The 19,464-nt window shown below is 69.3% G+C and carries 20 protein-coding genes and 1 pseudogene; 12 read left to right on the top strand and 9 right to left on the bottom strand.

What is annotated here, in order from left to right; translation table 11 throughout:
• The 6 genes from ABD999_RS12220 to ABD999_RS12195 all read left to right on the top strand — a co-directional run bounded on the left by ABD999_RS12220 (position 1) and on the right by ABD999_RS12195 (position 6,709).
• Complete coding sequence (locus ABD999_RS12220; RefSeq protein WP_271277052.1) at positions 1-651, top strand: TIGR04282 family arsenosugar biosynthesis glycosyltransferase; 651 nt, start codon at positions 1-3, stop codon at positions 649-651.
• Positions 651-1,664: an NAD-dependent epimerase/dehydratase family protein gene (locus ABD999_RS12215; protein WP_271277051.1), complete on the top strand. Its 1,014-nt coding sequence runs from the start codon at positions 651-653 to the stop codon at positions 1,662-1,664. The genes ABD999_RS12220 and ABD999_RS12215 overlap by 1 nt, the downstream gene beginning before the upstream one ends.
• Complete coding sequence (locus tag ABD999_RS12210) at positions 1,661-3,055, top strand: glycosyltransferase 87 family protein (RefSeq protein WP_271277050.1); 1,395 nt, start codon at positions 1,661-1,663, stop codon at positions 3,053-3,055. Before ABD999_RS12215 ends, ABD999_RS12210 begins: the two co-directional genes overlap by 4 nt.
• 89 nt (positions 3,056-3,144) lie before the next feature.
• Entirely contained in the window at positions 3,145-4,479 is a 1,335-nt protein-coding gene (locus ABD999_RS12205) for a molybdopterin-dependent oxidoreductase (RefSeq protein WP_261808471.1), read from the top strand.
• On the top strand, positions 4,476-4,985 hold the full coding sequence (locus ABD999_RS12200) for a hypothetical protein (protein ID WP_148030826.1): 510 nt from the start codon (positions 4,476-4,478) through the stop codon (positions 4,983-4,985). Before ABD999_RS12205 ends, ABD999_RS12200 begins: the two co-directional genes overlap by 4 nt.
• Positions 4,982-6,709, top strand: a complete 1,728-nt coding sequence (locus ABD999_RS12195) for a glycoside hydrolase family 15 protein (RefSeq protein ID WP_271277049.1) — start codon at positions 4,982-4,984, stop codon at positions 6,707-6,709. The genes ABD999_RS12200 and ABD999_RS12195 overlap by 4 nt, the downstream gene beginning before the upstream one ends.
• Positions 6,710-6,847: 138 nt before the next feature.
• On the opposite strand, the pseudogene ABD999_RS12190 reads toward ABD999_RS12195, so the two are convergent.
• A pseudogene (locus ABD999_RS12190) lies at positions 6,848-7,006 on the bottom strand (IS5/IS1182 family transposase); the annotation flags it as partial.
• A gap of 7 nt (positions 7,007-7,013) precedes the next feature.
• Between ABD999_RS12190 and ABD999_RS12185 the strand changes: the two are divergent.
• A complete protein-coding gene (locus ABD999_RS12185; protein WP_271277048.1) occupies positions 7,014-7,610 on the top strand; it encodes a Rossmann-fold NAD(P)-binding domain-containing protein in 597 nt (198 codons plus the stop codon).
• 57 nt (positions 7,611-7,667) lie between these two features.
• Here ABD999_RS12185 and ABD999_RS12180 read toward each other — a convergent pair whose 3' ends face one another.
• Both ABD999_RS12180 and ABD999_RS12175 read right to left on the bottom strand, forming a co-directional pair.
• On the bottom strand, positions 7,668-8,990 hold the full coding sequence (locus ABD999_RS12180; RefSeq protein WP_271277047.1) for a DUF2254 domain-containing protein: 1,323 nt from the start codon (positions 8,988-8,990) through the stop codon (positions 7,668-7,670).
• Between the two features lie 259 nt (positions 8,991-9,249).
• On the bottom strand, positions 9,250-9,714 hold the full coding sequence (locus ABD999_RS12175; protein WP_271277046.1) for a universal stress protein: 465 nt from the start codon (positions 9,712-9,714) through the stop codon (positions 9,250-9,252).
• A gap of 152 nt (positions 9,715-9,866) precedes the next feature.
• On the opposite strand from ABD999_RS12175, the gene ABD999_RS12170 reads away from it, so the two are divergent.
• Positions 9,867-10,502: a TetR/AcrR family transcriptional regulator gene (locus ABD999_RS12170; RefSeq protein WP_271277045.1), complete on the top strand. Its 636-nt coding sequence runs from the start codon at positions 9,867-9,869 to the stop codon at positions 10,500-10,502.
• On the top strand, positions 10,480-11,007 hold the full coding sequence (locus tag ABD999_RS12165) for a nitroreductase family deazaflavin-dependent oxidoreductase (protein ID WP_271277044.1): 528 nt from the start codon (positions 10,480-10,482) through the stop codon (positions 11,005-11,007). Before ABD999_RS12170 ends, ABD999_RS12165 begins: the two co-directional genes overlap by 23 nt.
• A gap of 420 nt (positions 11,008-11,427) precedes the next feature.
• On the opposite strand, the gene ABD999_RS12160 is transcribed toward ABD999_RS12165, so the two are convergent.
• The 3 genes from ABD999_RS12160 to ABD999_RS12150 form a co-directional block, all read right to left on the bottom strand.
• Complete coding sequence (locus ABD999_RS12160; RefSeq protein WP_271277043.1) at positions 11,428-12,687, bottom strand: glycosyltransferase; 1,260 nt, start codon at positions 12,685-12,687, stop codon at positions 11,428-11,430.
• A complete protein-coding gene (locus tag ABD999_RS12155) occupies positions 12,684-13,136 on the bottom strand; it encodes a GbsR/MarR family transcriptional regulator (RefSeq protein ID WP_187281085.1) in 453 nt (150 codons plus the stop codon). Before ABD999_RS12155 ends, ABD999_RS12160 begins: the two co-directional genes overlap by 4 nt.
• Positions 13,137-13,868: 732 nt before the next feature.
• A complete protein-coding gene (locus tag ABD999_RS12150; protein WP_271275042.1) occupies positions 13,869-14,636 on the bottom strand; it encodes a SpoIIAA family protein in 768 nt (255 codons plus the stop codon).
• A gap of 525 nt (positions 14,637-15,161) precedes the next feature.
• Here ABD999_RS12150 and ABD999_RS12145 point away from each other — a divergent pair.
• From ABD999_RS12145 to ABD999_RS12135, 3 genes are all read left to right on the top strand, one after another.
• Positions 15,162-15,980, top strand: a complete 819-nt coding sequence (locus tag ABD999_RS12145) for a DUF4259 domain-containing protein (RefSeq protein ID WP_271275043.1) — start codon at positions 15,162-15,164, stop codon at positions 15,978-15,980.
• Positions 15,981-16,056: 76 nt separating this feature from the next.
• Positions 16,057-16,371: a hypothetical protein gene (locus ABD999_RS12140; protein ID WP_271275044.1), complete on the top strand. Its 315-nt coding sequence runs from the start codon at positions 16,057-16,059 to the stop codon at positions 16,369-16,371.
• A 100-nt stretch (positions 16,372-16,471) separates the two neighbouring features.
• Entirely contained in the window at positions 16,472-16,900 is a 429-nt protein-coding gene (locus ABD999_RS12135; RefSeq protein WP_148030836.1) for a hypothetical protein, read from the top strand.
• Between the two features lie 128 nt (positions 16,901-17,028).
• Here ABD999_RS12135 and fmdA read toward each other — a convergent pair whose 3' ends face one another.
• The 3 genes from fmdA to ABD999_RS43905 all read right to left on the bottom strand — a co-directional run bounded on the left by fmdA (position 17,029) and on the right by ABD999_RS43905 (position 19,364).
• Complete coding sequence (fmdA, locus tag ABD999_RS12130; RefSeq protein ID WP_271275045.1) at positions 17,029-18,276, bottom strand: formamidase; 1,248 nt, start codon at positions 18,274-18,276, stop codon at positions 17,029-17,031.
• Between the two features lie 70 nt (positions 18,277-18,346).
• Positions 18,347-18,997, bottom strand: coding sequence for an AmiS/UreI family transporter (locus tag ABD999_RS12125; protein WP_271275046.1), 651 nt, complete (start codon positions 18,995-18,997; stop codon positions 18,347-18,349).
• 94 nt (positions 18,998-19,091) lie between these two features.
• Positions 19,092-19,364, bottom strand: coding sequence for an FmdB family zinc ribbon protein (locus ABD999_RS43905; RefSeq protein ID WP_364235698.1), 273 nt, complete (start codon positions 19,362-19,364; stop codon positions 19,092-19,094).
• Positions 19,365-19,464 lie beyond the last annotated feature (100 nt).

Raw genomic sequence — 19,464 nt, 5'->3', positions numbered from 1 at the left:
GTGAGTTCGCACCATGCCGACGGCGCGCAACTCCTGGTGATCGCCAAGGAGCCCGTACCCGGGAGAGTGAAGACCCGCCTGACCCCGCCCTGCACGCCGCGCGAGGCCGCGGCACTGGCCGGCGCCGCCCTGGAGGATACGCTGCGGACGGTCGCCCGGGTTCCGGTGGCCCGCCGCGTGATCGCTCTCGACGGGGCTCCCGGGGCGTGGCTGCCCACTGGGTTCACGGTCGTCCCGCAGCGCGGCGACGGCCTGGACGAACGGCTCGCCGCCGCGTTCGACGACGCCCACCGGCTCTCGCCCACCCCGATCGTGCTCATCGGCATGGATACCCCGCAGGTGACCGCCGGCCTGCTGGCCGACGCCGTGTCGTTGCTCGGCGCCCACGACGCGGTGTTCGGCCCCGCGACGGACGGCGGGTTCTGGTTGCTCGGGCTGCGCGCCCCCGTCCCCGATCTGCTGCTCGGTGTGCCGATGTCCGAGCCGATCACGGGAGAGATCCAGTTGAACAGACTGGCCGAGGCAGGGATGAGCGTCGCCTGCCTGCCCTGCCTGACCGACGTGGACACCATGGCGGACGCGATCGAGGTGGCGGCGCTGGCTCCCCACTCCCGCTTCGCCGCCGCGCTCGCCGGGACGGCGGTGTCGTGATGATCCCTTCTCGCGAGACGAAGGTGCTGGTCACCGGCGCGGCCGGGTTCATCGGAAGCCATGTGACGGAGGCGCTGGAAGCGGCCGGGCACGAGGTGATCCGTCTCGACCTCAGGACCGGCGACGACGTGCGCGACGGCGCCGCGCTCGACCGGTCGATGACAGGCGCCGACGTCGTCGTGCACCAGGCGGCCAAGGTCGGGCTCGGCGTGAACGTGGCCGACCTGCCGGACTACGCCTCGGTCAACGTGTACGGCACGGCCGTGCTGCTCGCCGCGATGGCCCGGCACGAGATCGGGCGGCTGGTACTGGCCTCCTCGATGGTGGTCTACGGCGAGGGCGCCTACGACTGCCCGGGTCATGGCAGGGTACGGCCCGCGCCGCGTTCCGCCGCCGCTCTGGCACGCGGGCACTTCGAACCTCGTTGCCCCCGGTGCGACTCGGAGGTGGTCCACGCCACCATCGATGAGAACGCGCCGACGGATCCCCGCAACGCGTACGCCACCAGCAAACTGGCGCAGGAGCATCTGGCCGCCAACTGGGCGCGCGAGACCGGCGGCACGGCCGTCGCGTTGCGGTACCACAACGTGTACGGGCCGCGGATGCCACGGGACACGCCGTACTCCGGGGTGGCGGCGATCTTCAGATCCGCGTTGGAGGCCGGTCGAGCACCCAGGGTGTTCGAGGACGGCGGGCAACTGCGGGATTTCGTCCACGTCCGCGATGTCGCCCGCGCGAACGTCGCCGCGCTCTCCGGCGGCCGGCCCGGCCTGCTGGACGCGTTCAACATCGCCAGCGGGGAGCCGCGCAGTATCGGCGACCTGGCGGCGGCACTGGCCGGTCAGCGTGGCGGGCCGGAGCCGGTGACGACGGGGGAGTACCGGTTGGGTGACGTCCGGCACATCGTGGCAGCTCCGCACAAGGCGGGCGCGGAGCTCGGCTTCCACGCCCGGATCGGGTTCGACGAGGGAATGAAGGAGTTCGCCACCGCACCCCTGGCCTGCCCGGCGTGATCCGCCGCACGGCGGGAACGGCCGTCCTGCTGGTCGCCCTGGCCGGGACGCTCGCGTGGGCGATCGGCCAGGACGCCGTTCCGGCGGACCGCCGCGGCCTGTTCTGGCCGTACGCGCTGGCGTGGGCGTTCTTCTACGCGGCCATATGGGCTGTGCGGGGGCTGCCGACACGCCAGGCGACGTGCCTGCTGATCGCCGGTGGGATCGCCGTGACCGCCACCGGCCTCCTGTCGCCGCCCGCCACCAGCACCGACTCCTACCGCTACGTCTGGGACGGACGGGTGCAGGCCGCGGGCGTCTCCCCCTACGATCACACACCGGCCGAGGCGGCGCTGGCGCGGCTGCGCGACCGCTGGCTCTTCCCCAGCGGCGATGGCTGCGAGGGGCCCGATCGTTACCCGATCCCCTCCGGAGACACGGTCGCGTCGTGCACGCGGATCAACCGTCCCGGCGTGCACACGATCTATCCGCCGCTGGCGGAGGCGTACTTCCTGCTGGTGCACGGGCTCTCTCCCGAAGGGGCACGGCACAAGCCGTTGCAGATCGCCGGTGCGCTCCTGGCGCTCGCGACCTCAGCCGTGTTGCTGATCGCGCTCGGCCGGCGGGCCGGCACCCGGGGTAACGCTCCGGCGTACACCGCCTGCTACGCGTGGTGTCCCGCCGTCCCGCTCGAACTGGTGAACAACGCCCACGTCGACGGGCTCGGCGTCCTGCTCACCGTCATCGCGCTGACCACGGTGAACAGGCACAGGGTCCTCGGCGGCATGCTGCTCGGCGCGGCGGCCGCGGCCAAGCTGCTGCCCGCCGTCACCGCCCCCGGAGCGCTCTCCGGGGTCCTCGCGGCAGACGGAAGGACGCCGGCGCGCCGGATGCTCGACACTCTGGCCGTCCTCGGCCCCGCCGCCCTCGTCGTGGCGCTCGCCTATCTGCCGTACGCGCTCGCCTCGCGCGGCTCGGTACTCGGATACTTCTTCGGGTACCTGACCGAGGAGGGTTACGACGACGCCGGCAGCAGGGACCGGTATGCGTTGCTGCGACTGGTCCTTCCCGACTCGTGGGCGTTGCCCGCGGCCCTGGTCATCGTCGGGATCGCGATCTTCCACGTCCTCCGCCACGGTGACGCGGACCGGCCGTGGCAGGGCGCGCTGGTGGTGACCGGGGTGGGGTTCCTCGTGTTCACACCCGGCTATTCCTGGTACGCGGTGCTGGTCGTCGCGCTGGTCGCCCTCGACGGCCGGTGGGAGTGGCTCGGCGTCCCGCTGGCGAGCGGCGCGGCGTACCTGGGCACCGGCTCGGGGACCGTCGCCTACGCCCTTGCCGCGCTGGCGGTGGCCGCAGGGGTGGTCGTACGCGTGGTCCGTCCCTCACCGGCAGCACGGCGGACGGCCTGATATTGCCGAATGGGTGCGAGGGCGTGGCATTGGAAAGACCGCTTCCGGTAAGGAGACCGGACAGTCGACGTGGGATTTCGGGGGGATCGGTGCCGGATGTGTGGCGCGGCGCGAAAGCCGGCAAGAAGGGCCGCCTGGCCGCGCGCCTCAAGGGGTGGAGCGGGCCGCCCGGGCCGTTCCGGCCGGAGTTCTGGCGCAGTCCGCTCCGCGGCCCCTGGCTGACCTCGGTGCTCGGACTGGTCCTGCTGGCCGGGATCACCCTCGTCGCGATCACCGGGCTGGTGTCGTACGCCGCGTACGAGCCCCGGCTGCCGGGCAACGACACGACCCCCGGCAGGGGACTGCTGGGCTTCTATCTGTTCGACTGGCCCACGGACCCCGTCTGGTTGTACCGGGTCACCCAGGGCGTGCACGTCGTCGGCGGGTTGACCCTGGTGCCGATCCTGCTGGCCAAGCTGTGGTCGGTGATCCCCAAGCTGTTCTCCTGGCCGCCCGCCCGCTCCGTCGCGGAGGCCGTCGAACGGGCCAGCCTGCTGCTCCTGGTCGGCGGCGCGGTCTTCCAGTTCGTGACCGGAATCCTCAACATCCAGCTCTTCTACGTCTTCCCGTTCTCCTTCTACCCGGCCCACTTCTACGGCGCATGGATCTTCCTGGCCGCCTTCGTCGTCCACGTCGTCATCAAGCTGCCCCGCGTCATCCACACCCTGCGGACGTACGGCCTGCGCGACCACCTGCGCAGCTCCGTGGCGGACACCCGCCCGGAGCCGCCGGACCCCGATGGCCTGGTCGCCGTCGACCCGGCGCCCCCCACGATGTCCAGACGCGGCCTGCTGGCCTTCGCCGGCGGTGGTTCGCTGATCATGTTCGGCCTGTCCGTCGGCCAGTGCATCGACGGGCCGCTGCGCCGTACCGCGCTGCTCGCTCCTCATGGGCGCCTCTACGGTCCTGGCCCCAACGATTTCCAGGTCAACAAGACGGCGGCGAGCCTCGGCGTGACAGCAGCTCAGACCGGCGCGTCCTGGCGGCTGGCACTCGTCGGACCACAGCGGGTGCACCTCTTCCGTGAAGACCTGCTGGCGATGCCGCTGTACACCTACGCCTTGCCGATCGCCTGTGTGGAAGGCTGGTCGACCGTCCAGACCTGGACCGGTGTACGGCTGGCCGACCTCGCCCGCCTCGCCGGGATCCGGGCCGGCTCGACAGGTGTCACCACCAGTTCTCTGCAACGCGGGGGCTATTTCGGTCGGGCCTCGCTCAGCGGCGCGCAGGTCGCCGACCCGCGCTCGCTGCTGGCGCTGCGGGTCAACGGCGCCGACCTGTCTCTCGACCACGGCTATCCGGCGCGGGTCATCGTCCCCAACGCCCCCGGCGTGCACAACACGAAGTGGGTGCGCGAGCTCGACTTCATCCAGGAGCGATCGTGAACGGCCACAGCCGGTGGGCCAGGACCTACGGCGCTCCGCCATGGCACCTGCTCGTCCTCGCCCTCTGTTTCCTGGTCGCCGGCTACGCCGCCACCCGGGTGGTCGAGGTGGGGATCTGGCGGGGCTTTCTGGTGTGGCTCGTGGGGGCCGTCATCCTCCACGATCTGGTGCTGTTCCCTCTCTACTCCGCCGCTGACCTCGCCGCACGGTCTGCCGCTGCCCGTACCCGTCGCCGTCGTACGACTGCTCGGCGCAGGCCCCGGCCGGCGGGGCGGCGGCCGGCTCCGGTCAACTACCTGCGCGTGCCGGCCGCGTTCTCCCTCCTGCTGCTGGTGGTGTGGTCCCCACTCATCCTGCGCGGCGCCGAGCCCAACTACAGGGCGGCGGTCGGTTTGAGTACCCTCCCTTACCTCCACCGATGGATCCTGGTCACCCTGGTGCTCTTCGCCGTCTCGGCACTGCTCCACGTGCTGCGACGCCTGGACGTGGGGCGGGCCGGACATTGAGTGCCCGGCCGATCGGCGACTACGCGATGCTGTCGGACTGCCGGTCCGCCGCGCTGGTCACGTCCGACGGTTCTGTCGACTGGCTGTGCCTGCCGCGTTTCGACAGTCCGGCGCTCTTCGCCCGGCTGCTGGACGAAGAGGCCGGATTCTGGACGATCCGGCCGACATGTCCGGCCGAGGTGACCCGTCGGTACGTCGAGGACACCCTTGTGCTGGAGACCACGTTCCGGACGCGCGACGGCACCTTGGTGCTCTTGGACGCGCTCGCGCTGGGTCGTGGCGAACGCGCCCACGCGCTGGGCACGTCTTCCCCTGGCCTGCTCCTCCGTCGGCTCGCCTGCACCGAAGGGCGAGTGCCGGTGGAGATCGTGTACGCGCCCCGGCCCGAGTTCGGGCTCGTCCGCCCGCTGATGCAACCGGTCCGCGGCGGCCTGATCGCCCGTGGGGGCTCCGACGTGCTCACCCTGTCCAGTCCGGTGGAGTTCCGTACCAGCGGCTCGGTCGCGGACGCCGCTCTCACCCTGCGCGCGGGACAGAACGTGGGCCTGGCCCTGCAGACCGACCGGGCCTGGGCGCCCGACCCGCCGCGCCGTACCTCCCGGGCCGTCGCGCGCCGGATCCGCGACACCGTCGCGGGATGGCGCTCCTGGTCACGCGGGCACGGCGACTACGAGGGCCCCTGGCGCCGGCAGGTCAACCACAGCGGCCGGGTTCTGCGCGCGATGACCTACGCCCCGACGGGGGCCATCGTGGCCGCGGCCACGACCTCCCTGCCGGAGAGCATCGGCGGGGAGCGCAACTGGGACTACCGCTACACCTGGGTCCGCGATGCCAGCTTCACCCTGCACGCCCTGAACACGGCCACCTGCGAGGAGGAAGAAACCGCCTTCTTCACCTTCCTGTCCCGCGCCTGCGCGACCCAGGTCGACGCGGACCCGGACCTGCAGATCATGTACGGCATCGGCGGCGAGCGTGACCTGAGCGAACGGCAGCTGTCGCATCTGCGGGGATGGCGGGACAGCGCCCCCGTACGGGTCGGCAACGACGCCTGGCGCCAGCGCCAACTCGATGTGTACGGCGAACTGCTCGATGCCGCCCACCAGACCTACCGGGACATCGGCCCGTTCGACCCCCTCACGCGCTCGCTGCTGATCGGAGTGGCCGAGACCGCCGCGCGCCGCTGGCAGGAGCCGGATCAGAGTCTGTGGGAGGTCCGTGGCCCCAGCCGGCACTTCACGCACTCCAAGCTGATGTGCTGGGTGGGACTCAACAGAGCGATCACCTTGGCCCCCGTGCTGGGGGCCGCCTCCCGGGTCGCCGACTGGACGCGCGTCCGGGACGAGATCCACGCCGCGATCCTGACCCACGGATGGAACGAGCAGGCGGGTGCCTTCACCCAGACGTTCGGTGGCACCCATGTCGACGCCGCCACCCTGATGATGCCTCTGGTCGGATTCCTGCCGCCGGACGACCCGAGAATCCGCTCCACCGTGCAGGCTGTCGCCACCCGGCTGACCGACGCGAGAGGGCTGGTGTACCGCTACCGTTCCGCCGACGGGCTGGCGGGCCAGGAGGGCCCGTTCCTGCTGTGCACCTTCTGGCTCGCCCACAAGGCGATCGGCAACTACCCTCAGGCCCTCAGCCACATCGGCCTGATCAACGCAGCCCGCGCCATCGGGGACGCCCGGCGCTCCTCGGACCGAGCGCCTTGCGGGGGCTCTTGAAGCAATACCCGGCGGCCTGCTTGTCCCAGGGCGGCCATCGCTTGCCTTGGGCGGACCGCCGGGGCCGCTTGTCGGAGGAGCGGGGTGTCTGGCAGGAGGCGTGCTGTAAGTGGGTGTTTGATCCTGGGGTTCTGCCGGCAGGGTCTCGTAGTCGCGCGCCAGGCGGCGGTGGTGCATGAGCCAGCCGAGTGTCCGCTCGGCGACCCAGCGGCGGGGCAGGACGGCGAATCCTCTGGTTGCGGGGCGGCGGTGGACGACTTCGACGTCGATGCCGAGGGCTGCGGCGCCTTCGATCACCGTGCGCGTGACCTTGACCGACGGCACCGAGGAGGAAGGTGATCTGCTGATCGGCGCGGACGGCCTGCACTCGGCCACCCGCGCCCTGCTGTTCGGCCCGGAAGAGGACTTCCTGCTCGATCTGGAGCACAAGGTCGCCGTCTACATGCTCGACAAGCGCCCTGCCTCCATCGCCACCGGCGCCACCGGCACCCTGTCCTCCGGCGGCCGCATCGCCGCGGTCATCAGCATCCCCGACAGCCGCATCGTCGCCTTCTTCGGCTACCGCGCCGACCACGCCCGCCCAGGCGAGGACGTGACCACCGAACTGCGGCCTGAGCTGCCGGGATGGGCATCGGCGCCGATGCCTTGGCCTGCATGCTCGTGGTGTCGAGGGCTGCGGCAGGAGGAGTGCTGCGGCATCGCCGCAGTGCTCCTGGCCGGCGCCGCCATGCCGTCCCAGCCGCAGCGCCGTCTGACCTCGGACGCGCTCGCCGACGCCATACGCCTGGCCGCCACCCACACCAGGATGGCGGCCGCCGCCGACGGCCCGCGCGCCGGATCCGCCGCACGAGGCCTCCCGGAGGACATCCTCAGCCTGGCCGGAGAGTCACGGAGCCGGTAGGCGAGATCGATCGGTCGCCGCCCCGCCACCGTCGCGGCGCTTCAGGGAGGAGCATGTTCACGACGGAATCCACGCGGGTGCCCAGCGGCCGGTCAGTGCCTGTTCGACCTGATTGGACAGCGAGTCGAAACGCGCCATCTCCCTCGATCCGAATCGTTGCTCGGCGGCTTGGGCGCGCAGGACCTCCAGCTGATGGGTGATTGCCGGGCGCTGGTCGGCGGAAACGTGCCAGGCGAGGTCACGCAGCAGGGAGAACATCTGGGCCAGGACGGTGGAGTCGTGAGCGCCGTAGTGGAGGGGTTGCACCAGCGTCATCGTGAGCAAGTCGGCGATGTTCGGCTGATACAGCATGACCCGTACGTCGCCCCGCTCGTCACGCAGCGGCCGTGGTCCGAGCTGACGGCCTGCCAGCTCGCACAGGACGATCGACACATGGCCCAGGGCGTGGACGGCCGTGGTGGGATCGTTGATCCCCGGCGACAGCGCCTTGACGGCCACGTCGATGAGCTGCCGCAGCCCGTACGTCACGTCTTGAGCCGCGGTGCGTTCGGGCCCCGTGCTTATCGCCCTGGAGACTTGCCGGGTGAGCCGGAGTTCGACATCGGTGTCGAACGATCCCGCGGCACGCGGCCAGCCGGCTCCCAGCGGGGTTCCTGCGACCAGCAGACTGCCCGGACAGCAGTCGATGATCAGGACGGCGTCGGCCTCCACCGCCGCGGACAGCAGTGAGCTCTCATCCATCCTCAGCACGAAACCGGAGGCCCCAGCGCGCAGGGGCAACGTGTCAGGAGGCGGCGACACGGGTGTCACATCCAGCGACGTGGAACTCCGCGGCGGAAGGCCCCGGCGGATGGTCTCGTTCGCCTCGGCGTGCACCTTGAGCAACGTCGTTTCCGCCCGCAACTCCCGGGCCAGGTGCGCGAGAAACAGCACGAGGGCGAGAACGCTGACCAGAGCCAGGACGAATCCCGTGGTCACCGCTATCTGGGGCACGAAGATGTCTCTTGACTCGCCGGGGGATCGGATCGTGCGCAACACGGTGAGGGCATAGGTGAAGGTGGCCAGGAACAGCGCCAGGGTGGACTGGACGACCCGGTCCCGGGTGAACGTGCGTAGGAGGCGCGGCGAAAACTGACTGCTCGCGAGTTGCAGGGCCACCACCGTCATGGAGAAGGTCAGCGACGTCACCGTGATGAGAGAGCCGGCGATGGCGCCCAGCACTGCCCGGGCCGCGCTGGCACCCCCGCCGAACAGGTAGGGCGCCGCCCACGAGGGGACGTCGGGTCCCAGCCTTGCATCCAGTCGGGGTAGTCCCACTCCAAGACCCAGAGCAAGACCCACGCCGAGGGAGGGCAGCAGCCAGAGCTGGGTGCGCAGCATGTCTCCCAGGACAGCCAGCCTGCCCCGAAGATCGGATGGCCCCATCGTCTATCCCGTTCCTTGGACGATCGTCCGCAGACTCCGCTTTGATCACCTGGCCGGTGTTCGCCACGCCACACATGACCGTTTTGGCGGTTGAACGGTAGCGATGTCGCGGTCGGCGAGATGGAGGAGTTCACTCCCTGACCCGAGAAGCACCCCGATCCCCGTTTCCTGTCTGACGCCGCGGCATGCCTTGAATACCCTGCGTGCGCCGTTCCTACCGTTCGCTTCCAGTGGGGCTGACCGCGTCGGGCGGGTGCCGGAACACGACGACCGGACACGGTGCGTGGTGCACGCAGTGCAGGGCCACCGATCCCAGCAGCGTGCCGATGACCGGCCCGTGCCCCCGGTTGCCCACGACGAGCAGAGAGGCGTCACGCGCGGCGTCGATCAGCACCGTGGCGGGATGGCCTTCGAACACCTGGAGGGTGACCGGTACGGACATGGAATCGCCCAGGACCTCGTCCGCCACCTGCTCCAGGAGTTTGCGCGCCGCACCGGCGAAGTCCGCATCGGAGAAGTCCACGGAGTAGCCATAGCTGGTTGGAAGGCGCCAGGCGTGGATGACGTGGAGTTCGGCTCTGGTCAGTTCGGCCTGGCGTGCCGCCCAGCGCAGAGCATCCTTGCTGGTGTCCGAGCCGTCCACTCCCACCAGGACGAAGGGTGCAGGAAGGTTCGCCATGGAGAGACCTCCTCACTGCTCTCACTCCATCATCGCTCGCTCTGTCCTGGGGACGCTGACCGGGAGGTCGGGGCGCTGATGGAGGTCGGGCGCCTGTCCACCAAAGGGGGACGGGGGGTGAATGGCCGAGAGGTGAGTGGTATCTTGGCCACATGGCCAAGTTGGTCGACCGACCAAGTTCCGCCCGCGGGGACCGCCGCCGGGAGCAGCTTGTCGACGCTGGTGTCGCGCTCCTGTGCGAAGGAGGCTGGCCGGCCGTCACCACGCGCGCCGTGGCCGAGCGGGCCATGACCAAACCGGGCCTGATTCATTACCACTTCGGGGGCCTGCCGGGATTGCGGACGGCGATCGCCCGCAGGGCCGGTGAACTGATCATCGGCCCGCTCCTGGACGAGTTGCTCGCCGCCGAGGACGACCGGCAGGCGCTCACGGTCGTCCAACGGCTCACCTCCGAGACCGCCGGTGACGAACGGATGATCCGGATGGGCGTCGAGCTCATCGCGGGGGCGATGCGCGACCCCGCGCTCGGCGAGGTGCTGCGGGACGAGCTGCGGCGGGCGCGTGAGCGGCTCGGGCGGCGGCTGGGTGAGCTGCATCCGGACTGGTCGACGGGGCGTCGCTCCGGCGCGGCCACCCTGGTCGCCGCGTTGATCGACGGACTGATGCTCCACCGCATGCTCGACCCCGGCCTGGACACCGGCGAGGCGATGGCGGCCGTCGAGGACCTGCTGAGCCCTCAATCGGAAACAGTCAGGAAGGAACAGCATGGACATCGTGGAGAGGCCTGATCCGCCGTCGGGGCTGCGGCGCACGTTGTGGCGGCTGCCCATTCACCTGTACCGGCTGGGGCTGGGCCGGCTGCTGGGGAGCAGGGTGATGCTGCTCATCCATGTCGGCCGCGTCTCGGGAAAGCCCCGCCAGGCCGTCATCGAGGTCGTGGAGCGCGACGGGCGCGGCTACGTGGCGGCCTCAGGCTTCGGCCCGCGCGCCGACTGGTACAGGAACATCACGAAGACACCGGAGGTCGTCCTCCAGGTGGGCGGCAGAACCTTCCCCGCCGTCGCCCGGCTGCTGCCTGCTGAGGAGGGTGGTGAGATCATGGCTCGGTACGCGCCACGCCATCAGGCCGCCGCCCGCCGGCTCTGCGCCATCATGGGCTTCGCAGTGGACGGCAGCGTGGAGGATTACCTCGAGGTCGGGCGGCAGATTCCCTTCGTACGCTTCGTGCCGCAGGCCATGCCCGCTGCGGCTGCGGCGGGAGCGCGAGCCGGCCAACGTCAGGCTGGTCACTGAGGCCGCCCAGCGCGTGCTGCTGCGGCCGGTGCCCCGCAGGGCGGCCGACCTCCGCAGCGGCCGAAGCCTGGATCGGGGGAGACCTGTACGAGGTCGTCACCGCCCCGCACGGGGTGCGCCTGCTCGTCGGAGACGTCCAGGGCAAGGCCTGGAGGCGGTGGCCTGGGTTCTGGGCGCCTTCCGCTAAGCCGCTCACGACGAGCCCGACCTGGCCGAGGTGGGAGACCGGCTGGAGGCGAGCCTGGCCCGGCATCTCGGCGGCCCAAGCTGTACCGCGTTCCCTTCGGGGACGGGGAGCGCATCCTGTCTTCACCGACGGCGTCGTCGAGGCCCGGGACCGCGTCGGAGCCTTCTACCCTCTCCTCGAACATGCTCCGCTGCTCCTGGCCGAGGATCCTCAGGGTGCCCGGCGGCCTCGCCTCAGGGCAAAGGTGATGTGTCACCGTCGGTTCGCGGAGCCGGGCCTCGCGCTCCTTTCGCGCGAGCGATGCGGGCGACAGCGGTGGTCACGCCGTCCTCGGCCCCGACCTGTGCGGCGAGCGCGCGGGCGGCCGAGGCCAGCACGGCCGAGGCCTCGACGGCGGCGGCAAGCTTGCCGGGCGTGAGGCGGCCGGTGACGGGAGCCGGCGCGACGCCGATGCGGTGCAGCCGATCGGCCCAGAACGGCTGGTCCCCGAGGAAGGGCCGGATCACCTGAGGGACGCCCGCGCGCAGCGCGGCGGCCACCGTGCCGATCCCGCCATGGTGCACCGCGGCGGCCACACGGGGCAGCAGCCAATCGTGCGGAGCTTCGTCGATCATCAGAACGCCGTCCGGCTCCGAGCCCTGTCGCAGGGCGCCCCAACCGGTGGCCAGGATCGCGCGGCGCCCGGTCAGCCGGACGGCCTCCAGCACCGTCGCGGTCAGCCTCTCCGCGTCGCCGCTGTATGAGCTGCCGAAGCCGACGTACACGGGCGGGTCGCCGTCTTCCAGGAACCGGGCCAGCCGTTCGGGCGGCGTCCAGCCGCCGGGAGTGGGCAGCGTCCAGAACCCGGTGGGCTGGGCGTCGGCGGGCCAGTCGGCGGGGGCAGGGAGCAGATAAGGGCTCCAGGCGTGCAGCACGCCGCCGGCCCTGACCAGGTCGGCCACCGGCCGGCACCGGCCGCGCAGACCGAGCGGCCCGGCCCGCCATTCCCGTACCGTGCCCCGATAGGGCGCCTCGACGGCGGAGGAGATGCGCCAGCTCGCCCGGTTGAGTGCGCGCGGCACGCGTACGGGAAGAATGGGGGAGGGGAAGGCGGCGGTGGGAAGGTAGAGCGGGAGCAGCAGTCCGGCGAGGGCGGGGACGCCGAGCTTCTCCGCGACGTACGGTCCGCCAAGGGATTTGGGGTGGTAGACGACCACGTCGGCCGGGCCTGCGGTGAGCGCGGCCTGGTCGTCGAGCAGGCGGCGGAGCATCGGCTTGACCGCGCCGGCGGCGGTGATCGCGGCGCGCACGCCCTGCCCTCGCACGGTGTCCTGCAGCGCGAGCATCTCGTCGGTCAACGGTGCGAACTCCACCTCGTGGGCGGCGGCGAGCGGCCCGAACCGCCGGGGCGCGGCCAGGAGCGGCCGGTGACCGGCGGCCATCAGCCCGCGGGCCAGGGCGAGGTACGGCTGGACGTCCCCGCGGCTGCCCATGGTGATCAGTAAGGGTCTCATCGCTGGTCCTTCAGCTCGTCCCACTCCTCCAGCAGGCGGGGGAAGCGGTCCATCATGAACGCGTACATGTCGCGCATGAGTTCCAGCCGCCGCCTGCGCGCCGGATCGTCGCCCACCGCCCGCAGTCCCTGCTCGGCCAGGGCGCGGAAGCTCTCGAACTCGGCCATCTTCGCGCGGAAAGCTCGGGCGAAGACGTCCTCGGCCAGCCGATAGCGATCGCGCCGCTCGCCGCGTACCCGGAACCGCTCGACCAGCCCTGCCTGCTCCAGTTGCCGCAGCGCGACGCTCATGCTGCTCTTGGCCACGGCCAGCGCCTCGGCCAGCTCCGGCGCGTCGGCGCCGGAGGTGCCGGCGGTCAGCAGCCAGCCCATCGCCCGGCCTGACGTGCGGCTCAGCCCGAGCCGCTCGTAGAAGAGCCCGGCATCCTCCACGAACTCATCGACACTCACGAGCCAAGCATATCGGTTTGTTCGGATGTTTCCGAACGGAATGTCGTCACGGGCGTCACAGTCGCTGCACAGGATCTGCTCGGCTCTGTCGCCGGGACATCGGGTGACGACTCCTGGAATGTCGTCCCCGGTCACATGAGATAGCGCAGCCACAGGTACGGGGCGACGAGAACGACGGTTGATCGGGGTGTTGTCGCGGGGGGGGGGGGGGGGGGGGGGGATGCCGAGCACCACCACGTTCGCCGCGGCGCCGCCCAGGACAGCATGCTCATGCAGCGAGCACCCGCTCCAGCATGACCTGCAGTGCCACCGCACACCTATTCAGCCCGAGCAGGGCCGAACCCGTATGCATGCTCCATGCACCCATATGGCTGTGATCTTTATTCTTTGGCGAGACCATGGTCCATCACCACGGGTGCTTCTTTCGGCTTCCCGGCCCGTTCGCTCTGCCCCGTGACTGACCGTCACCTCAGGCCACTCGCCCGGGAACCGGGTGATGCCGCTGCCTGAACAATCTGCGGGGCAATCGCGGCCAGATCGGATCGGTGGGGGACTCATCGACGTGCCGGCCCCCGCCACCGCTTACGACCTGAGCGCGGTGTCCTCGTTCCTGCTCGGCGCGATGCCCGGCTCTCTGTATGCCGGCCACCGCGGTGGCCCGCTCCGGATCGATGGTGTCACCGCCTCGGATGGGTATGCACAACAGAATCCTGGAAGGCCACGGCCACCGCATCAGTCCGGCCGGGTCGCGCGCTGCTCGGGAGGGCTCGCCGCCCACGCGATGGCGTCATCGAGTTCGTCGTATCGGAAGGGCCGCACTTCGGCTTGGACGAAGTGGTTCGCAAGGTGAGGCGCCAAGCCGGCGAGCTCGCTGTCGGATGCCAGGGCAACCTTTCTGATCTTCCGATGATGGTCGCGAACAAAGCGCACATGTCGAAGCAGGCTCGCGATGTTCTCCCAACCGGGGAACTTGCGAGCGTGGACGACGACGCCCGCCAATCCAGCGTGTGTTTCGAGCCAGCCGTCGGCTGTCAACGCCAGCGCATCGAAGTCCTGGGTTCGCAAGGGCTCCTTGACCTCGACCACGATGACCCCGGACTCGGGTACGAGACGGTGGGAGACACCGGGACCTTCAGGCAGCGAACTCAGCCAGCGCAGTGCCTCGTCGCGCTCCTGGTTACCGAAGACACGCACCGGACACGGCATCAGAAAGCCCATGAGCCGACTCGATTCGCGGATCCAGCCGATGTCGCTCACCATCGCGCAGCCCTCGAACAGCCGGATGGAGCCAAGGCCGATCTTGAGGTCTTCCCAGCCGGCCCCCGGCGTGAAGGCCTGGAAATCCGGACCGAACTCGTAAAGGAACCGGATATGGCGGCCTTCTCTCCGGGCTTCATCGACCAGCGGCTCGATCACTATCTCGTAGTCGTCCTTCGACACATGCCCGACAGCCCTGATGGCATCGACTCCAGGAGGCACGTCCGTGAGCTTCTCAAGCATCCCATGTCCCTCTTCTGTCCTGAGCGAGGTGCGGCCGACAGAAGACGGGCACTCGCCGTAGGCCGTGACCTGCCCTGGGTGCCCCGAGTAAGCAGGATCTGAGTCGCGACTTTGTTGATCGTCTGTCAGAGGTTCGCCAAGAGGACATTCAAGGTCGCATGGCATCATCGATTTCCTATGTCGCCCTCGGAACGGGGGCAGGGGACGACGGCCCTGCTGTGTGCTGGGTCCCGCCCGCCGCACAGGGATGAAAACGGCTCAGTGATCGACAAGCACGCGAAGGCGCAGATCACGTGCGGGATCCCCGCCCTCGGGCGGGACCTGTCACGCGTGCGAGGTCGACGGCGAGCACGCCCGCCTGGTCGTCGCCCACCTGGGACCATCCCCGTTCGCGCGGGGCCGACAAAACCATGACCTGGGAGCCCTATCTCCACGGTTGAGGATCGGCTTACGTACACCACTTCGCCCGACATGACCGTGACCCCTGCCCATACCCTGATCGCCTCTTCGCTAAGGAGCCGCAGCATGGATGACCCGACGCCCTTCTTCGAAGGCCCCTTCGACAGCGACGAGGCCGCCGACGCCATCGCGGAATTGGAAGAAGGCGATGACATCGCGGCGGCGATGACCGAGGTGCTCGACGAGTTCGTCCGCGACAGCGAGGACTATGCCGAGGAGGGCCAGGTGGAGGCCGCCCTGGCGATCGCCTGTCTGATCGCGGCCCGCGTCTCGGGAATCGCTCCCGATGAGGACGCTCATCACTGGCTGGACCGCAACCCCTTCACCGTCTCCGACGACCTGCGTCGCCTGGCCGCCGTGGCGTTCAATGTGGCCACCCGTGCCGACGACAACTATCTCCGCGAGGTCTGGGCCGCGGACTGGCCGGTGTTCCTGGAGCATCTGGAGCCCTACCGCAAGGCCCTGTTCGGTGAACCTCAGGAGCCGGTGGCCCCGTTCGTTGTGGACTTCTCCCGCCCCGGCAAGCACTGGCTCCAGGTGTTCTGGAGCACCACCGACCAGAGTCTGCCGCACGACAGCGCCTACGCCGATGTCGCCGGACACCTTGTCCAAGCTGTCAACCAGGCCCCGGACTGGCTCGCCTGGTGGCGTCAGGCCGGCCTGCAGGAACTGCTCGTCTTCGGGGAACTCGTGCCGGGCGCCTACAGCGAGCGGATCTCTCGTGGCCGCACCACAGCCGAGGTCTGGATCGGCTTCGGTCACTCCCCTGAAGTCTCCAGGGACTCCGCCATTCAGCAGGTCGCCGATGATGTTCGTACGGCTCTGAGCGCGGCAGGCCGTTACCTCGGCCTCGCTCCTGTTCCCTCGCTTCCCGCCCTTGACTGAGACATCCCGAAACCACCGGCTGGCAAGCGGAGCGATCGATCACGTCCGTCGCCAGAGGCGACACATCAGCGTGCGGATGCCCAAGGCGCCGGTTTCGGCCGCCCGCGCCGCCCTGCGCGACGCCTTTCTGGACATCTCCGGCATCGGCGTGGTGACCACGCACAACCCGTTCGCCGTGAACGACCGGATTCCCGCTGGACCGGATGAACCCGTACGGATCGAGCCTGGTCTACGGCTGCGCGGCCGGGGACACGGCAAGGGCTGTGGTCGTGGAGGTCGGCGACTCCTGAACACCCGCACACCGGCGTGCAAGCCACCTTGGATGGGATGGCCACTGGGGCCAAAATTCTGGCAAAGCTATTTCAAAGTCACTTCCATCGCCCACGGCTAACCTCACAAATGCGGCAATTCGCCCACAATTCCAGTTACCCTCGTTGACAGCCTCGTACAACTCCGGAACAGGAGCGCTCGCACCTTCGAAAGGTTGATCAATGAACAACGACGCCGTGTGGGTTCGGGGCGTGACAGGTATGCAGCTGCACCACTCCACGGACCTCCAGGACGCCGGCCGTTTCCTGGGCAACGCCATGATGGCGCTGCGGGCGGCCCACGTACGAACCGGCGACGACCGGTACTCCGACCTCGCCTCCCAGCTGAAGACCCTGGTGGCGGAGGCCCGCACGCTGGAGACCCAGGCTCGGACCCGCCTGGAGGGACTGCACGCGACGCACCCGGAGCAGTTCGTACGCTGCCGTGAAGGCGAAGACCCGTGGCCGGACGAGATCCAGGCGGGGTTCATTCCCCGTCACACCTGCTACGACCAGTGCCTCTACCACGACCACGGTGTCCTCGATGCCATCACGCAGTGCACCTGCGGTCGTCCGCCGTGCCGCGCATGCGCTATCGGCGGCACGCCGTGAGGTGAAGCTCGCCTCGCATCCTGGCATTCAGTCACAGCACCGACCTGATCGCCGACCTCTCGGGGTCCAAGCGACGAGCGGCGAGGCTCAGTCGGCCCCGCCGTCGTGGTCTCGGTGACGTCCCCCGCTCAACTCGTCACGGCGCACTTGCCCCGGTCCTGCTTGACGGGCCCTTCCATGTTCGGACGTACGTCGAAGTCGAAGATCTCGGTGGGCAGGTAGAGCGAGCAGCAGGCGTTGGGAATGTCGACGATCCCGCTGACACGCCCTTCGATCGGCGCCGAGCCGAGGAGCAGATAGGCCTGTTCGCCGCTGTAACCCCACCTCTTGAGATACTCGACGGCGTTGAGGCAGGCCCTGCGGTAGGCCACCGTCGCGTCAAGGTAGTAGTTGGTGTCGGTGTCGTGGTCCACCGAGATCCCGATGAACGAGAGGAACTCGGAGTATCTCGGCTCCACGTTTCCCGGCATGAACAGCGGATTGGTGGTGACACCGTACTTCTCCATGCCGCCCTTGATGAGGTCGACGTGGAAATCGATGTAGCCGCCCATCTCGATGGCGCCGCAGAAGGTGATTTCCCCGTCGCCCTGGCTGAAGTGCAGGTCGCCTCCGGAGAGTTTGGCGTCACGGACGTGGACCGGGTAGAAGACCCGGGCGCCGCGGGTGAAGTTCTTGATGTCGTGGTTACCGCCGTTCTCCCGCGCCGGCACGGTGCGTGCTCCCTCGGCGGCGATCCGCTGTGCCAGGTCGCCGTCGGCGGTGCCGGCGAGCGTGTGCTCGGGCAACGGCGGCAGGCCGAGCGGCGGAACGCGTCCCGCGTCGGTGTCGATGAGCGCCTGCTCCCGGCGGTTCCAGGAGCTGAGCAACTCGGCCGACGGCGCGGTGCCGAAGAGTCCAGGGTGGGTGATCCCGGTGAACCGGACTCCCGGCAGGTGGCGGGATGTCGCGACCTGACCGTGGAAGTCCCAGATCGCCTTGTACGAGTCGGGGAAGTAGTCGGTCAGGAATCCGCCGCCGTTCCGCTTGGCGAAGATGCCGGTGTAGCCCCAGCCCTGCCCTGGTGCGTCCCCGACCTGCTGCGGCACCGGGCCGAGGTCGAGGATGTCGACGATGAGGAGGTCTCCGGGCTCGGCTCCTTCGACCCCGATGGGCCCGCTCAGCATGTGCGCGAAGCTCAGGTCGACATCGCGCACGTCGTTCGCCGAATCGTTGTTGCCGATCTGGGCGTCCGTCCATTCGCGGCACTCGACCCGGAACTCCTCACCGGGACGTACCATTTCCACCACGGGAATATCCGGGTGCCAGCGGTTGTGGCCTGGGGTCGCCTGGTCCTTCATCGGCTTCGACTGGTCGACGCTGAATACGACTTTCGGCATGACAGCTTCCCCTCCTTTGTCGATGACTCCTTCGCGGTCAGCGTGTCGCCTCACCTCTCTTCGAGCTCGGTCACGTCCGGTGGAAGCGATGCGTGCCGGTGGTCCCCTGCGCCTCTGAGGTTTCGCCGGCCGGTTCCCCGCGTCTCGTCAGCGGCCACAGCACGGCGAACACCACCAGGCCGAACACGGCCAGAATGACCGCGAAGAGGGTGGTGGTGCGCCAGGATCCGGTGAGGATCATGAATGCCGGAATCGCCGCCGTGACCCATCCCTGGATAGCCGTGACCCAGCCCGTGTACCTGGTGATCTGCGTGCGTTTCAAGCCGAGCAGGACGAAGAAGAGCGTCCACAGGAAGGACCAGTAGAGCCAGATGACTCCGAAGCCCGGATCACCGAGGAGCTGGAAGTTGGCGTAGGAGTATCCGAGCGCCATGATGGCCACGAAGAGCGAGAAATAGCCGACACCTGTGGTGTCGAATCCGCCCAGCAGATTGATCCCCACATAGAGATAGGTGAATCCGAAGAGGTAGAGTCCCGACGCGTTCAGGAGCACGGCCGGATCGCCGGGGCTGAAGACGATCAGCAGGGTCGGTGTGACCACCTGCAAGGCTCCGACGAAGAGATTGAAGATCCCGGCTGCGCGCGGCTCGACCTTTCCCAGGAGCATCAGACCATTGAGGAAGAGCACTGCGCCCACGTACAGGAGTCCGACGGCTCCCATCCCCACACACCTCCTCACGCCCCGGACGGGCGGTGTGTTCAGGAACGCCACGAGTCCAGGCGTACGCAACGTTCGGATCGATCGTCATGTCTGCTCAAGGCCGAGGCAGGCGCGACAGCGCCGGGTGCTGCGGTGTCCGCCGCTCGGGAGTCACGTGCGTGACCACCTCGGGTGCTTCCTGACTCTGTTCGTCCCGGGCCAGCGCGGCGGACATCGCCGGGGACTGCCGGGCGAGGCTCGGCGCGGTGAAGACGCGACGAGCCGGAGACCGGCACGCCGGGCAGTCGGCAACCGCCTCAGCGGTCCCTATCGGCAGGCGCACCTCGAACGGCCCGCACTCCAGACAGCGATACGCATAAGTCGCCATGACGCCCCCGTCGAGATCCTCATCGCCTCACTGACATGCGGCGATATAGGCCTTACATCCAGCACACCTCGAGGGTTGTCGCCATGTCAAGACAAGAGTC

Origin of the sequence: Nonomuraea ferruginea, from assembly GCF_039540635.1 — a bacterium.
Classification (GTDB): Bacteria; Actinomycetota; Actinomycetes; order Streptosporangiales; family Streptosporangiaceae; genus Nonomuraea; species Nonomuraea ferruginea.
This window is presented reverse-complemented; position numbering and strand designations above follow the sequence as displayed.

What these genes read in the sequence shown, in the direction of transcription:
- ABD999_RS12215 (WP_271277051.1), top strand. Translation starts at nt 651, where the DNA reads ATGATCCCTTCTCGCGAGACGAAGGTGCTGGTCACCGGCGCGGCCGGG.
- ABD999_RS12180 (WP_271277047.1), bottom strand. Translation starts at nt 8,990, where the DNA reads ATGCTGCGCACCCAGCTCTGGCTGCTGCCCTCCCTCGGCGTGGGTCTT.
- ABD999_RS12175 (WP_271277046.1), bottom strand. Translation starts at nt 9,714, where the DNA reads ATGGCGAACCTTCCTGCACCCTTCGTCCTGGTGGGAGTGGACGGCTCG.
- ABD999_RS12170 (WP_271277045.1), top strand. Translation starts at nt 9,867, where the DNA reads ATGGCCAAGTTGGTCGACCGACCAAGTTCCGCCCGCGGGGACCGCCGC.
- ABD999_RS12165 (WP_271277044.1), top strand. Translation starts at nt 10,480, where the DNA reads ATGGACATCGTGGAGAGGCCTGATCCGCCGTCGGGGCTGCGGCGCACG.
- ABD999_RS12160 (WP_271277043.1), bottom strand. Translation starts at nt 12,687, where the DNA reads ATGAGACCCTTACTGATCACCATGGGCAGCCGCGGGGACGTCCAGCCG.
- ABD999_RS12150 (WP_271275042.1), bottom strand. Translation starts at nt 14,636, where the DNA reads ATGCTTGAGAAGCTCACGGACGTGCCTCCTGGAGTCGATGCCATCAGG.
- ABD999_RS12145 (WP_271275043.1), top strand. Translation starts at nt 15,162, where the DNA reads ATGGATGACCCGACGCCCTTCTTCGAAGGCCCCTTCGACAGCGACGAG.
- ABD999_RS12140 (WP_271275044.1), top strand. Translation starts at nt 16,057, where the DNA reads ATGCCCAAGGCGCCGGTTTCGGCCGCCCGCGCCGCCCTGCGCGACGCC.
- ABD999_RS12135 (WP_148030836.1), top strand. Translation starts at nt 16,472, where the DNA reads ATGAACAACGACGCCGTGTGGGTTCGGGGCGTGACAGGTATGCAGCTG.
- fmdA (WP_271275045.1), bottom strand. Translation starts at nt 18,276, where the DNA reads ATGCCGAAAGTCGTATTCAGCGTCGACCAGTCGAAGCCGATGAAGGAC.
- ABD999_RS12125 (WP_271275046.1), bottom strand. Translation starts at nt 18,997, where the DNA reads ATGGGAGCCGTCGGACTCCTGTACGTGGGCGCAGTGCTCTTCCTCAAT.
- ABD999_RS43905 (WP_364235698.1), bottom strand. Translation starts at nt 19,364, where the DNA reads ATGGCGACTTATGCGTATCGCTGTCTGGAGTGCGGGCCGTTCGAGGTG.